Source organism: Brevundimonas sp. PAMC22021 (genome assembly GCF_019443405.1).
In the GTDB taxonomy this organism is placed as follows: domain Bacteria; phylum Pseudomonadota; class Alphaproteobacteria; order Caulobacterales; family Caulobacteraceae; genus Brevundimonas.
In genome coordinates, this window is the sequence record NZ_CP080376.1 from 2,401,338 (window position 1) to 2,413,503 (window position 12,166).

Genomic DNA, 12,166 nt, shown 5'->3' on the forward strand with positions numbered 1-12,166 from the left:
GGGCGGTCAAGCGCGGCGCTTCTTCAGCAAGGCCGCCGCATCGCCCGCCGCAACGGAGACTAGACCAAGCTCATGGCCAAGATCATCGGCATCGACCTCGGCACCACCAACTCCTGCGTCGCCGTCATGGACGGCAAGAATCCCAAGGTCATCGAAAACGCCGAAGGCGCTCGCACCACCCCGTCGGTGGTCGCCCTTCAGGACGGCGGCGAGACCCTGGTCGGCCAGCCGGCGCGTCGCCAGGCGGTGACCAACCCGGCCAACACCTTTTTCGCGATCAAGCGCCTGATCGGCCGCAACTTCGACGATCCGATCGTGGCCAAGGACAAGGGCATGGTGCCCTATGACATCGTCAAGGGTCCGAACGGCGACGCCTGGGTGCGCGCCCACGGCAAGGACTATTCGCCCCAGCAGATCTCGGCCTTCACCCTGACCAAGATGAAGGAGGCCGCCGAGGCCTACCTCGGCGAGAAGGTGACGCAGGCCGTCATCACCGTGCCCGCCTACTTCAACGACTCGCAGCGTCAGGCCACCAAGGACGCCGGCAAGATCGCCGGCCTTGAAGTCCTGCGCATCATCAACGAGCCGACCGCGGCGGCGCTGGCCTATGGCCTCGAGAAGAACGAAGGCCAGAAGATCGCGGTCTATGACCTCGGCGGCGGCACCTTCGACGTCTCGATCCTGGAGATCGGCGACGGCGTGTTCGAGGTGAAGTCCACCAACGGCGACACCTTCCTGGGCGGCGAGGATTTTGACGTGCGCCTGGCCGACTACCTGGCCGACGAGTTCAAGAAGGAGCAGGGCGTCGACCTGCGCCAGGACAAGCTGGCCCTGCAGCGCCTGCGCGAAGAGGCCGAAAAGGCCAAGAAGGAACTGTCCTCGACCACCCAGTACGAGGTCAATCTGCCGTTCATCACCATGAACGCATCCGGACCGCTGCACCTGAACATCAAGCTGTCGCGCGCCAAGCTGGAAGCCCTGGTCGACGACCTGGTCCAACGCACCATCGAGCCGTGCAAGAAGGCCTTGGCCGACGCCGGCCTGAAGGCTTCGGACATCGACGAAGTGGTGCTGGTCGGCGGCATGACCCGCATGCCCAAGGTGCAGGAGGCCGTGAAGGCCTTCTTCGGCAAGGAGCCGCACAAGGGCGTGAACCCCGATGAAGTCGTGGCGCTGGGCGCGGCCGTTCAGGCCGGCGTGCTGCAAGGCGACGTCAAGGACGTGCTGCTGCTGGACGTCACCCCGCTGACCCTGGGCATCGAGACCCTGGGCGGCGTCTTCACCCCGCTGATCGAGCGCAACACCACCATCCCGACCAAGAAGTCCCAGGTCTTCTCCACCGCCGACGACAATCAGAACGCGGTGACGATCCGGGTCTTCCAGGGCGAGCGCCCGATGGCGTCCGACAACAAGATGCTGGGTCAGTTCGACCTGATGGGCATCCCGCCGGCGCCGCGCGGCATGCCGCAGATCGAGGTCGCCTTCGACATCGACGCCAACGGCATCGTCAACGTCTCGGCCAAGGACAAGGCGACCAACAAGGAACAGTCGATCCGCATCCAGGCCAACGGCGGCCTGTCGGACGCCGACATCGACAAGATGGTCAAGGAAGCCGAGGCCAACGCCGCCGCCGACAAGACCCGCAAGGACCTAGTCGAAGCCCAGAACGGCGCCGACAGCCTGATCCACTCGACCGAAAAGGCTTTGGCCGAGCACGGCGACAAGGTCTCGGCCGACGACAAGACGGCGATCGAGACCGGCCTGACCGAGCTGAAGGCCGCGCGCGACGGCACGGACCCGGAAGACATCCGCGCCAAGACCAACATCCTGGTCCAGGCCTCGATGAAGCTGGGCGAAGCCATGTACGCGGCTCAGCAGGGATCGGACGACGCCGGCTCGACCCAACCCACCGACGATGGCGTGGTCGACGCCGAGTTCGAGGAAGTCTCCGACTCGGACGACAAGAAGAGCGCCTGATCCGCAACAGGTCGCTGAAATGATCGGGCCCCGCTTGTCACACGATAGGCGGGGCCCTTTCATGAAGGTTGCATCAAACGCCCCGGCGCCCATCTCAGCCGGGACGGAAGGCCCGTGTCGGCCGGCGCCCGTACAGGCGGCGCGGCCGCTGGATCGCTGAGAAACAAAGAGGACCAACGCCAGATGGCGCGTGACTATTACGAGGTTCTGGGCGTCGAGCGCACGATCGACGCGCCCGGTCTGAAGGCCGCCTACCGCAAGCTGGCCATGACCCACCACCCCGACCGCAACGGCGGCTCGGAAGAGTCGGTGACCCGGTTCAAGGAAATCTCCGAGGCCTACACCGTCCTTTCGGACGACCAGAAGCGCGCGGCCTATGACCGCTTCGGCCATGCAGGCGTGAACGGCGGCGCAGGCGGCGGCTTCGGCGGCGGGCAGCAGGGCTTTTCCGACATCAACGACATCTTCTCGCAGGTGTTCGGCGACGCCTTTGGGGACGCCTTCGGCGGGCGGCAGAACCGCAGCCAGGGCGGTCCGCGTCGTGGCTCCGACCTGCGTTACGACCTCGAGATCACCCTGGAGGAGGCGTACCGCGGAGCTGAGCGGGAAATCTCCATTCCCTCCACCGCCACCTGCGACGTCTGCGACGGGGCGGGGGCAAAGCCCGGAGCCAAGGCTTCCACCTGCCAGACCTGCCACGGGGCCGGGCGCGTGCGCCAGGCGAACGGCTTTTTCCAGGTCGAGCGCACCTGCCCCTCGTGCGGCGGCGCCGGCCAGAAGATCGCAGCGGCCGACGTCTGCACCGCCTGTCACGGCCATGGACAGGTCCGAAAGACCCGCACCCTCAGCCTGAAGGTGCCGGCCGGCGTGGACGACGGCTCGCGCATCCGCCTGTCGGGCGAAGGCGACGCCGGCCAGCGCGGCGGCCCTCGCGGCGACCTTTACGTCTTCCTGTCGGTCCAGCCGCACGAGCTGTTCGAGCGCGACAACCTGGACCTGCTGGTCACCGTGCCGGTGCCGATGACGGTGGCGGCGTTGGGCGGCGAGATCGATGCGCCCTGCCTGGTGTCCGAGGCTTGCGACGGCAACTGCAAGGCGGGCGTGACCGTGCCGGCCGGCGCCCAGACCGGCAAGACCGTGCGCATCAAGGGCAAGGGCATGCCGCACCTGAACGGCCGCGCGCGTGGCGATCTGGTGGTCGAGCTGTTCGTGGAGACGCCGACCGAGCTGACCGCCCGTCAGAAGGAGCTGATGCAGGAGCTTGCGCAGTCCTTCGGCGAGGCGCAGAACCCGCGCAACTCCAGCTTTGCTGGAAAGGCCAAACGCTTCTGGGCCGACATCCTGGGCAATCAGGACGCGGACGGATCGAAAGAGAACGCATAACGCATGTTCCACGCCGGCATCTCCGGCGCCCGGGGCCGGATGGGCCGCGCGGTGTCCCAGGTTCTCGACGCCCGAGACGACGTGGTCGTTTCGGCGCGGTTCGACTGGGGCGAGACGGCGGACCTGTCACTGTGCGACGTGGTGATCGACTTCTCGACACCGGAGGCCTCGGTGGATCTGGCTCGGCGGGCGGCGGAACAGGGCGCTCCGGCTCTGGTGATCGGCTCGACCGGCTTTTCGCCCGAGCAGGAAGCCGAGCTGGACAAGGCGGCCGAGCGCATCGCCATCGTCAGAAGCGGCAACTTCTCGCTGGGCGTGAACATCCTGATAGGCCTGGTCGAGCACGCCGCCATGCGTCTCGACGCCGCCGACTGGGACATCGAGATTTCGGAAGCCCATCATCGGCGCAAGGTCGATGCGCCGTCGGGCACCGCCTTGATGCTGGGCGAAGCCGCCGCCGCCGGGCGCGGCTCCGACCTGGAGGACCTGCGCACCGCCCCCTATGACGGCGTCGGGGGCGAGCGGGAGGCCGGACGGATCGGCTTCTCATCCACCCGCGCGGGCGGGATCGTGGGCGAGCATACCGTGCTGTTCGCCTCGGAGGACGAGGTCCTGACCCTCAGCCACTCGGCCATCGACCGCAGCCTGTTCGCCAAGGGCGCCGTGGTCGCCGCCGCCTGGGTGCGCTCGCGCCGTCCCGGCCTTTACGACATGCAGGACGTGCTGGGCTTTCGTCAGGCCTGAGCCTTACCTCAGCCGCCGACGTCGGCCGGGTCCGCGCCCCACAGGCGCGCCGGTCAAGAGCGACTTCAGTACAAAGAAGATCGCGATCACGATCAGATAGCCGAGGAACAGCGCCGCCGCGCCGATCCAGAAGTCGGTTGAAAGCACGTCAGGCAAGGCGAACGATCCGCCGCGCGCCAGCGGCAGCATGGCCAGGAACAGCAGGTGCACCACCACGGCGCCCAGCGCGGAGAACGCCAGCCGCCGCCAGGAGGACGTCATCAGCGCCGCGGCCAGCGCGATCACCAGGCCCAGCGCCTGATTGACCCCGTCGAACCCCGCCCCCGCCAGCGAGAAGACGCCGCTCAGGGCCTCGATGATCCGATCCACCAGAGCTTCCATCGCCTATTGCCCTGTCGATCCAAAGCCGCCCGCGCCGCGCGCGGTCTGATCCAGCGCCTCCACCTCGACCCACTCGGCCCGCTCGTGCCGGGCGATCACCAGTTGGGCGATCCGCTCGCCGCGCCGGATCACGAAGGGCTCGCCGCCGATGTTGGCCAGGATCACCCCGACTTCGCCGCGATAGTCGCTGTCCACCGTTCCCGGCGCATTGGGGCAGATGATCCCGTGCTTCAGCGCCAGCCCCGAGCGCGCCCGAACCTGGGCCTCGAACCCCGGCTGCAGCGCGATCCGAAAGCCGGTCGGAACCAGCACCCGCCCGCCCGGCTCCAGCACCAGCGGCTGGTCGTCCGCCACCGCCGCCCGCAGGTCCATGCCGGCCGAGCCGCTCGTCTCATAGGCCGGAAGCGGCAGCCCCTCGGCGTGCGGCAGGCGCTCTAGCTGGACAGCGGTCATCGGTCCTCCTTCAGATGTTCGACGATGCGAGCGACCAACGCCCGCGCGATCTCGACCTTGGACTGGCGCGGCCAGCTTTCGGCCCCGTCCGCCGTCACCAGCGTCACCGCATTGCCGTCCGAGCCGAACACGTCCTCGGACACATCGTTGCCGACGATCCAGTCGCAGCCCTTCCTCGACAGCTTGGCGCGGGCGTTCGCCTCAAGGTTCCCCGTCTCGGCGGCGAAGCCGATGACCAATGAGGGACGTTGCGGACCCGGCGCGGCGACGCCTTTCAGAATGTCGGGGTTCTCGATCAGGTCCAGGGTCGGTGGCCCGCCCGGCCCCTTCTTGATCTTGCCGCCCGCGATGGTGTCCACGCGCCAGTCGGCCACGGCGGCGGACAGCACGGCGATATCGGCCGGCAGCGCCGCCTCAACCGCCGCCTTCATCTCCAGCGCGGTTTCCACGTCGATGCGACGCACGCCCGCGGGCGCCGCCAGCGCGGTCGGCCCCGACACCAGCGTCACCTCGCACCCTTGGTCCGCCAGCGCCCGGGCGATCGCATAGCCCTGCTTGCCGCTGGAGCGATTGGTCAGGCCCCGCACCGGATCGATGGGCTCGAACGTCGGACCGGCGGTGATCACCGCGCGTCGACCTTCAAGCCGCCGCTCGCCCCCGATCAGATCGACGATGGCCTGAAGGATCGCCGGCGGTTCGGCCAGCCGCCCAGGGCCGTATTCGCCGCACGCCATCTCGCCATCGTCCGGCCCGACCACGGCGGCGGCGTGGAAGCCGGAAAAGCCGCGCAACCGCGCCATGTTCGCCTTGACCGCCGGATGCTCCCACATGCGCACGTTCATCGCCGGCGCCCACAGCACCCGCTTGTCGGTGGCGATCAGGGTGGTTGAGGCCAGATCGTCGGCCAGGCCGTTCGCCGCCCGGGCGATCAGGCTCGCCGTCGCCGGCGCCACGACCACCAGGTCGGCCCAGCGCGACAGCTCGATATGCCCCATGGTGGTTTCTTCATCGGGCAGGAACAGGCCCTGGCGCACCGGATGGCCGCTCAGAGCCGCCAGCGACAAAGGCGTCACGAACTCCGCCGCGGCCTGCGTCAGGATCACCCGCACGGCGCCGCCCGCCTTGCGGATCAGCCGCACCAGCTCCAGCGCCTTGTAGGCCGCGATCCCGCCGCCCACGATCAGCAGCACCTTGCGGTCGGAAAGCGGGAGCGGGGTCATGCCTCCTGTTTTAGCCGCGCGAACTGGGCCGCGCAAAAGATCATTGCTGGATCGGCGCACGTGTGGATAAGCTTACCCGGGGTTTTGGGATGAGGGGGATCATGACCATTCGTATCGTCGCGCTCGCGGCTGCCGGCCTTGCGCTCTCGGGGCTGGCTGCCTGTGGCGAGCCATCGGCCGTCGAAACGAGAGATCGCGCCGCATCCGCCGCTGAAACCCTTGTCGGCGGGGACGCAGAGGCGGCCGACGCCTCCGCCATGGACGCTCCGATCGAAAAGGCCGCCGTCACCGCCAATCGCAGCGAAAGCGCGAACGACAAGGTCACGCGCCTGTATGAGCGCAACGGCTCCGCCTTTGGCGCCAAGTCGGCCGAAGAGTACGCCGACAAGATCGAAGCCTTCACCCGCCGCCCGCCCAAGGACGCCGAAACGGTGAAGCGCGCCAATGGCGACACCCTGATCTATCAAGCCTCGACCAACACCTTCGCCGTGGTCGCCCGCAACGGCACCCCGCGTACCATGTTCAAGCCCGACGACGGCCCCGCCTACTGGGCCGAGCAAAAGGAGCGAGCGCCCACCTTCGGTCAGCGCCGCTCCTCCAGCCGCGACGAGGGCTGACGGCGCGTCCGGCAAGGCGTAAAGCGGCGGGATGACGCACGTCCCGCCCTCGCCTCGCCGCCCGCTGAAGACCGCGCTGATCTACGATTTCGACGGGACGCTGGCGCGCGGCAACATGCAGGAGGTCAGCTTCATCCCGTCGGTCGGGATGAGCATCGGCGACTTCTGGAACGAGGCCGAACGCCTGACCCAGGCCGCCGACGGCGACGGCATCCTGATGTACATGCAGCTGATGCTGCATCACGCCCGCCAGAACGGTGCGCCGATCACGCGCGAGACCCTGCGCGATCACGGCCGTGAGGTGGCGCTGTTCGAAGGGCTGAAGGACCTTTCGTGGTTCGAGCGCATGAACGCCTTCGGCGCCCGGTACGATCTGGAGATCGAGCACTACATCGTCTCGGCCGGCCTGGAGGAGATGATCGAGGGCACGCCGATCCGCCCCGCACTGACGCACGTCTTCGCCTCTCACTACGTCTATGACGACAAGGGCGAGGCCGCCTGGCCGGCCGTGGGCGTCAACTACACCACCAAGACCCAGTACCTGTTCCGCATCAACAAGGGCGTGCGCAATCACTGGGAGCACGAGCGCATCAACCACTTTATTCCCGACGACGAACGGCCGATCCCGTTCGATCGGATGATCTTCATCGGCGACGGCGACACCGACGTGCCGACCATGAAGATGATGCACACCAAGGGGGGCTTTTCGATCGCGGTCTATGATCCGCGCTCCAACGAACGGGACCAGAAAAAGGTCTACAGCCTGATCTCCGAGGATCGGGTCAACTTCGTCGCCGCCGCCGACTATCGCGAGGGTTCGGCGCTGGACCTGATCGTCAAGGGGCTGATCGGGCGCATCGCCATCAATGAGGGGGCGATGCCTGCGGACGCGCGTTGACCCGCGCGGGGCTTTCCGCTATAGCCGCGCGCTCTTGAGATTTCCGCGCCGTGGACAGGTGGTCTGCGGCGTTTCCGCATCATAGGTTTGACGATGGCCAACAACCCCGGCGCCCGCAAGGCGATCCGCAAGATCGAAGCCCGGACGCAAGTGAACAAGGCGCGCCGTTCGCGCGTCCGCACCTACCTGCGCAAGTTCCAGGAAGCCGTGACCGGCGGCAACGCCGACACCGCCAAGGCCGCCTTCATCGAGGCCCAGTCGGAACTGATGCGCGCCGTGTCCAAGGGCGTGGTCCATAAGAACACCGGCTCGCGCAAGGTCTCGCGCCTGGCCGCCCAGCTGAAGAAGATGTCGGCTGCGGCCTGACGCTCTTCGGGGCGGGCTCGCCCCAGGCTGCAGACATTTCGAACCGGCGGTCGCTCCTGCGGCCGCCGGTTTTCGTTATTGAGCCGTCGTGCCGCCGTCGATCTTGAACTCGGCCCCGGTGACGAAGCGGCTCTCGTCCGACGCCAGATAGAGCACGCAATAGGCCACATCGTCCGGCTCTCCGATCCGCTTCAGCGGAATGCCGCGCGCCAGCCGCTCGTGCGCCCGAGCCTCGTCGCCGCCGGCCATGGCGGTGAAGGGATCCAGGATCGGCGTTCGGATGAACACCGGATGCACCGAGTTGCAGCGCACGTTCCAGTCGTTCTTGGCCGCCTCCAGCGCCACCGTCTTTGTGTACATCCAGACGCCGGCCTTTGTCGCATTGTAGGCGCCCATGCCCGGCGCCGCGACCAGGCCCGCCAGCGACGATATGTTGACGATGGAGGCCGGCGCCGCCTGTCTCAGATGCGGCATGGCGTGCTTGCAGCCCAGCATCACCGATCGCAGATTGATCTCGAACTGCCGCTGCCAGTTCTCGACCGTGTCATCCTCCGCGAACGCCAGCGGCCCGCCCACGCCGGCATTGTTGACCAAGACGGACAGGCCGCCCAGCTCGCGCGCGGCTACTTCCACCACCCGCGCCCAATCGTCTTCGCCGCGTACGTCGTGAGCGTAGGCGACGGCCGCGCCCGCGATCTCGGCGTTGATCGCATTCGCCAGCCGCTCGGCCGCCGCGCCGTCGATGTCGCTGATGGCGACGCGTGCGCCCTCGCGCGCCATCATCCAGGCCATGGCCTGACCCAAGCCGCCAGCGCCGCCGGTGATCAGGACACGCTTGCCCGCGACCCGGCCGCTCATTCGCGCACGCCCGCGCCTTGCGCCGCCTCGTCGATGAAGCGCGCCATGCGCACGTCCTTGTCCGTCACCCCGCCGGCGTCGTGCGTGGTCAGCAGCACCTCGACGCGGTCGTAGACGTTCGACCATTCGGGATGGTGATCCATCTTCTCGGCCAGCAGAGCCACCCGGCTCATGAAGCCGAAGGCGGCGTTGAAGTCGGCGAAGCGCAACGCCCGCACGATAGCAGGTCGGTCCCCGTCGTGTGCGCTCCAGGCGGGAAGCTGCGTCAGCGCGTGTTGCAACTCCATAGGTGCGTCGGTCATGGCGGTTCCTCTCAGCCGGTTTCCCAAAGGCGTAGCCCGCGTCGTCCCATGCGCCAAGCCTGCTGGCGGGATGGGGCCAAACGTCCGGATGACGGCGGCGCGGCGAGCGGCTAAACCCCTTCCCATGAGCGACGCCGCCCCTCCCCCTCCCGGCCCCGACGCCGCGCCTTCAGGCAAGACATCGTCCTTTGGCTTTCGCGATGTGGATGCACGCGAAAAGGTGCGCATGGTGCGCGGCGTGTTCGACTCGGTCGCCTCCAACTACGACCTGATGAACGACCTGATGAGCGCGGGCGTCCATCGGCTGTGGAAGGACGCCGCCGCCGCCAAGCTGAACCCGCGCCCGGGCGAGACGATCCTGGACGTGGCCGGCGGCACCGGCGACATGGCCCGACGCTATTCCAGAATGGCGCGCGCGGCGCAGGAGCGGCGCGGAGGCGACGACGCTTCCGTCATCGTGCTCGATTACAACGCCGAGATGATCCTCAACGGCGTGCTGAAGAACAGTGCGCCCGAGATGCAATGGACGGTCGGCGACGCCATGGCCCTGCCGCTGCCGGACGCCAGCGTCGACGCCTATTCCATCAGCTTCGGCATCCGCAACGTCGCGGACGTCGACCAGGCGCTGCGCGAGGCGCGTCGCGTGCTGAAGCCCGGTGGCCGTTTTCTGTGTCTGGAGTTCTCGCGTCCCACGACAGGCGTGATCCGCCGCGCTTATGACGCCTGGTCGTTCAACGCCATTCCCCGCATCGGCCAGTGGGTGGCCAAGGACCGTGACAGCTATCAGTACCTGGTCGAAAGCATCCGCCGCTTTCCGGACCAGCCGACGTTCAAGGCCATGATCGAGCAGGCGGGCTTCAGCCGCGTCTCGGTGACCAACCTGTCCGGCGGCGTGGCGGCCATTCACCACGGGTGGGCCATCTGACCCCGCGCCCGCCTTATCGCACGGCCCCAGAGCCGCCGCCGGCGATGCCGGTGAACGACCCGGTCGGCTCGCTGCTGCGTCTGATCGGCTGGCTGTGGGTGCTGGTGCGTCATGACGCCCTGATCCCGCGCGAGGCCACGCCGCTGCTGCCCCGCTGGGCGCGCCCGTTCGCGCAGCTTATCCAGATGTTCGCCACGCGCGAAGGCAAGCTGGGACGACCAGGCGAGCGCGTCGGCAAGGCGTTCGAGAACCTCGGACCGGTCGCGATCAAGCTGGGCCAGGTGCTGGCCACCCGCGCCGACATCTTCGGCCTCCAGTTCGCGCGCGACCTGGGTCGCCTGAAGGACCGCCTGCCGCCCTTCCCGCTGGAGGAGGCCCGGCGCGAGATCGAACGTTCGCTGGGCCGACCGGTCGAGGCGCTGTTCATCGACCTGGGCCAGCCCGTCGCCGCCGCCTCCCTGGCCCAGGCCCATCCCGCGCACCTGGCCGACGGGCGGCGCGTGGCGGTCAAGGTGCTGCGCCCGGGCGTGGAGCGGCGGGTGTCGCACGGCCTGGACGCCATGCGGCTGGCGGCGCGTCTTGTGCATCGCCTGATCCCGCTGGCCCGCCGGCTCGAGCCGGAAGCCTTTGTCGAGACCATCGCCCGCTCGCTGGAGTTGGAACTCGATATGCGGCTGGAGGCGGCCGCCGCTTCCGAGATGGCCGAGGTCATGGCCAAGGACGGCTACATGTCCGCCCCCGCCGTGGTCTGGGACGGGGTCGGCAAGCGCGTGCTGACGCTGGAATGGGCGCCCGGCACGCCCATGACCGATCCGGCGCTGATCGACCTGCCCGGTCTCGACAAGGATCAGCTGGCCGACAATGTGGTGCGCGCCTTTCTGGTCCAGGCGCTGGATCACGGCGCCTTTCACGCCGACCTTCACGAAGGCAATCTGTTCGCCAGCGCCCCAGCGCACCTGACCGCCATCGATTTCGGCATCGTCGGGCGGCTGGGCCCGGCCGAGCGCCGCTACCTGGCCGAAATCCTGTGGGGCTTCATCTCGCGCGATTACGACCGCATCGCCCGGGTGCATTTCGAGGCCGGCTACGTCCCGCCGCAGCATTCGGTCGAAGCCTTCGCCCAGGCCCTGCGCGCGGTGGGTGAGCCGGTGATCGGCCGCGCCGCCAGCCAGGTCTCGATGGGCCGGCTGCTGGGTCAGCTGTTCGAGATCACCGCCCTGTTCGACATGCACCTGCGGCCCGAGCTGATCCTGCTGCAGAAGACCATGGTCTCCGTCGAAGGCGTCGCCCGCCGGCTGAATCCCGACCACGACCTGTGGAAGGCCGCCCAACCGGTGGTCGAACGCTGGATCCGCCGCGAGCTGGGTCCGCAGGCTCAGGCGCGGGATGCTCTGCAGGACTTTCTGGCCGCCGCCCGCGCCCTGTCGCGGCGCATCCAGGAGGAGCCGGAGGTCCGCACCGTGGTCATCGAAAAGCCCCGAACCGCGCCTTGGCTGGCGGCCTGCGTGATCGTGGCGACCGTCGCCTCGCTCGGCGCCTTCGCCCTGGCCCTGTGGCCGCACCTGTCCTGACCGCCGGAGCCGACATGAAGACCCTGCTGATCGCCGCCGCCCTCCTCGCCGCGCCTCTCCCCGTCATGGCCCAGAGCGTCGCGGCCGGAGCGGTGCCCAACAGCTTCGATGGACCGCAAGCCGCGACGCCTCAGACCGCCGCGCCACAGGCAGCCGCTCCCGCCGCGCAGGCGCCCGACACCGCACGCGCCGAGACCGCGCTTCGCGAGGTCATCGTCGCGGCTCAGGGCGCCGGATTTGACTACAGCGACTTCACGTCGGACCTCGGCACGAAGATCAAGGCTCAGGAGGCGCAGGTCCTGCCGCTGATCAAGAGCTTCGGCGCCATCAAGACTGTGGAGGCGCGCGGCCAGGAGAACGGCGCCGACCTGTTCCGCGTCACCTTCGACAACCAGGTCACGGAATGGCTGATCGGCTTCGACGCCGACAACAAGATCGCCCTGCTGCTGTTCCGCCCGGCCGAAAGCTGAG

General features: G+C 68.3%; 14 protein-coding genes. 9 read left to right on the forward strand and 5 right to left on the reverse strand.

The genetic code is table 11. The features are described 5' to 3' along the window. Positions 1 to 72: 72 nt before the first annotated feature. The 3 genes from dnaK (at position 73) to dapB (ending at position 4,104) form a co-directional block, all read left to right on the forward strand. A complete protein-coding gene (dnaK, locus tag KY493_RS11870; RefSeq protein WP_219896537.1) occupies positions 73 to 1,977 on the forward strand; it encodes a molecular chaperone DnaK in 1,905 nt (634 codons plus the stop codon). Positions 1,978 to 2,160: 183 nt separating this feature from the next. Next, the gene (gene dnaJ, locus KY493_RS11875; RefSeq protein ID WP_219896538.1) at positions 2,161 to 3,360 is read left to right on the forward strand and encodes a molecular chaperone DnaJ; all 1,200 of its coding nucleotides are present in this window, start codon (positions 2,161 to 2,163) and stop codon (positions 3,358 to 3,360) included. A gap of 3 nt (positions 3,361 to 3,363) precedes the next feature. After that, on the forward strand, positions 3,364 to 4,104 hold the full coding sequence (dapB, locus tag KY493_RS11880; protein ID WP_219896539.1) for a 4-hydroxy-tetrahydrodipicolinate reductase: 741 nt from the start codon (positions 3,364 to 3,366) through the stop codon (positions 4,102 to 4,104). Between the two features lie 3 nt (positions 4,105 to 4,107). On the opposite strand, the gene KY493_RS11885 is transcribed toward dapB, so the two are convergent. The 3 genes from KY493_RS11885 to coaBC are packed head-to-tail and all read right to left on the reverse strand — an operon-like array spanning position 4,108 to position 6,158. Then, the gene (locus KY493_RS11885; protein ID WP_255567885.1) at positions 4,108 to 4,473 is read right to left on the reverse strand and encodes a hypothetical protein; all 366 of its coding nucleotides are present in this window, start codon (positions 4,471 to 4,473) and stop codon (positions 4,108 to 4,110) included. Between the two features lie 15 nt (positions 4,474 to 4,488). Beyond that, the gene (gene dut, locus KY493_RS11890) at positions 4,489 to 4,938 is read right to left on the reverse strand and encodes a dUTP diphosphatase (protein ID WP_219896541.1); all 450 of its coding nucleotides are present in this window, start codon (positions 4,936 to 4,938) and stop codon (positions 4,489 to 4,491) included. Next, a complete protein-coding gene (gene coaBC / locus KY493_RS11895) occupies positions 4,935 to 6,158 on the reverse strand; it encodes a bifunctional phosphopantothenoylcysteine decarboxylase/phosphopantothenate--cysteine ligase CoaBC (RefSeq protein WP_219896542.1) in 1,224 nt (407 codons plus the stop codon). The genes dut and coaBC overlap by 4 nt, the downstream gene beginning before the upstream one ends. A gap of 101 nt (positions 6,159 to 6,259) precedes the next feature. Between coaBC and KY493_RS11900 the strand changes: the two genes are divergently transcribed. From KY493_RS11900 to rpsT, 3 genes are all read left to right on the forward strand, one after another. Next, a complete protein-coding gene (locus KY493_RS11900; protein ID WP_219896543.1) occupies positions 6,260 to 6,775 on the forward strand; it encodes an S-type pyocin family protein in 516 nt (171 codons plus the stop codon). Between the two features lie 31 nt (positions 6,776 to 6,806). Further along, positions 6,807 to 7,673, forward strand: coding sequence for a haloacid dehalogenase-like hydrolase (locus KY493_RS11905; protein WP_219896544.1), 867 nt, complete (start codon positions 6,807 to 6,809; stop codon positions 7,671 to 7,673). A gap of 93 nt (positions 7,674 to 7,766) precedes the next feature. Further along, the gene (gene rpsT, locus KY493_RS11910; RefSeq protein WP_219896545.1) at positions 7,767 to 8,039 is read left to right on the forward strand and encodes a 30S ribosomal protein S20; all 273 of its coding nucleotides are present in this window, start codon (positions 7,767 to 7,769) and stop codon (positions 8,037 to 8,039) included. A 75-nt stretch (positions 8,040 to 8,114) separates the two neighbouring features. Here the strand turns inward: rpsT and KY493_RS11915 are convergent, their stop codons facing one another. Further along, complete coding sequence (locus KY493_RS11915; protein WP_219896546.1) at positions 8,115 to 8,897, reverse strand: SDR family oxidoreductase; 783 nt, start codon at positions 8,895 to 8,897, stop codon at positions 8,115 to 8,117. Beyond that, a complete protein-coding gene (locus KY493_RS11920; protein ID WP_219896547.1) occupies positions 8,894 to 9,199 on the reverse strand; it encodes a 4a-hydroxytetrahydrobiopterin dehydratase in 306 nt (101 codons plus the stop codon). The genes KY493_RS11915 and KY493_RS11920 overlap by 4 nt, the downstream gene beginning before the upstream one ends. A 124-nt stretch (positions 9,200 to 9,323) precedes the next feature. On the opposite strand from KY493_RS11920, the gene KY493_RS11925 reads away from it, so the two are divergent. The 3 genes from KY493_RS11925 to KY493_RS11935 are packed head-to-tail and all read left to right on the forward strand — an operon-like array spanning position 9,324 to position 12,165. Next, on the forward strand, positions 9,324 to 10,124 hold the full coding sequence (locus KY493_RS11925) for a class I SAM-dependent methyltransferase (RefSeq protein ID WP_219896548.1): 801 nt from the start codon (positions 9,324 to 9,326) through the stop codon (positions 10,122 to 10,124). Positions 10,125 to 10,168: 44 nt separating this feature from the next. Beyond that, positions 10,169 to 11,695: a 2-polyprenylphenol 6-hydroxylase gene (gene ubiB / locus KY493_RS11930; protein ID WP_219896549.1), complete on the forward strand. Its 1,527-nt coding sequence runs from the start codon at positions 10,169 to 10,171 to the stop codon at positions 11,693 to 11,695. Between the two features lie 14 nt (positions 11,696 to 11,709). Beyond that, entirely contained in the window at positions 11,710 to 12,165 is a 456-nt protein-coding gene (locus KY493_RS11935; RefSeq protein WP_219896550.1) for a hypothetical protein, read from the forward strand. The last annotated feature ends 1 nt before the right edge of the window (position 12,166 follow it).

Coding starts and splice junctions, on each gene's coding strand:
- KY493_RS11935 (WP_219896550.1), top strand. CDS start 11,710: ATGAAGACCCTGCTGATCGCCGCCGCCCTCCTCGCCGCGCCTCTCCCC.
- dnaK (WP_219896537.1), top strand. CDS start 73: ATGGCCAAGATCATCGGCATCGACCTCGGCACCACCAACTCCTGCGTC.
- coaBC (WP_219896542.1), bottom strand. CDS start 6,158: ATGACCCCGCTCCCGCTTTCCGACCGCAAGGTGCTGCTGATCGTGGGC.
- dnaJ (WP_219896538.1), top strand. CDS start 2,161: ATGGCGCGTGACTATTACGAGGTTCTGGGCGTCGAGCGCACGATCGAC.
- rpsT (WP_219896545.1), top strand. CDS start 7,767: ATGGCCAACAACCCCGGCGCCCGCAAGGCGATCCGCAAGATCGAAGCC.
- dut (WP_219896541.1), bottom strand. CDS start 4,938: ATGACCGCTGTCCAGCTAGAGCGCCTGCCGCACGCCGAGGGGCTGCCG.
- KY493_RS11925 (WP_219896548.1), top strand. CDS start 9,324: ATGAGCGACGCCGCCCCTCCCCCTCCCGGCCCCGACGCCGCGCCTTCA.
- ubiB (WP_219896549.1), top strand. CDS start 10,169: ATGCCGGTGAACGACCCGGTCGGCTCGCTGCTGCGTCTGATCGGCTGG.
- KY493_RS11915 (WP_219896546.1), bottom strand. CDS start 8,897: ATGAGCGGCCGGGTCGCGGGCAAGCGTGTCCTGATCACCGGCGGCGCT.
- KY493_RS11905 (WP_219896544.1), top strand. CDS start 6,807: ATGACGCACGTCCCGCCCTCGCCTCGCCGCCCGCTGAAGACCGCGCTG.
- KY493_RS11920 (WP_219896547.1), bottom strand. CDS start 9,199: ATGACCGACGCACCTATGGAGTTGCAACACGCGCTGACGCAGCTTCCC.
- KY493_RS11900 (WP_219896543.1), top strand. CDS start 6,260: ATGACCATTCGTATCGTCGCGCTCGCGGCTGCCGGCCTTGCGCTCTCG.
- dapB (WP_219896539.1), top strand. CDS start 3,364: ATGTTCCACGCCGGCATCTCCGGCGCCCGGGGCCGGATGGGCCGCGCG.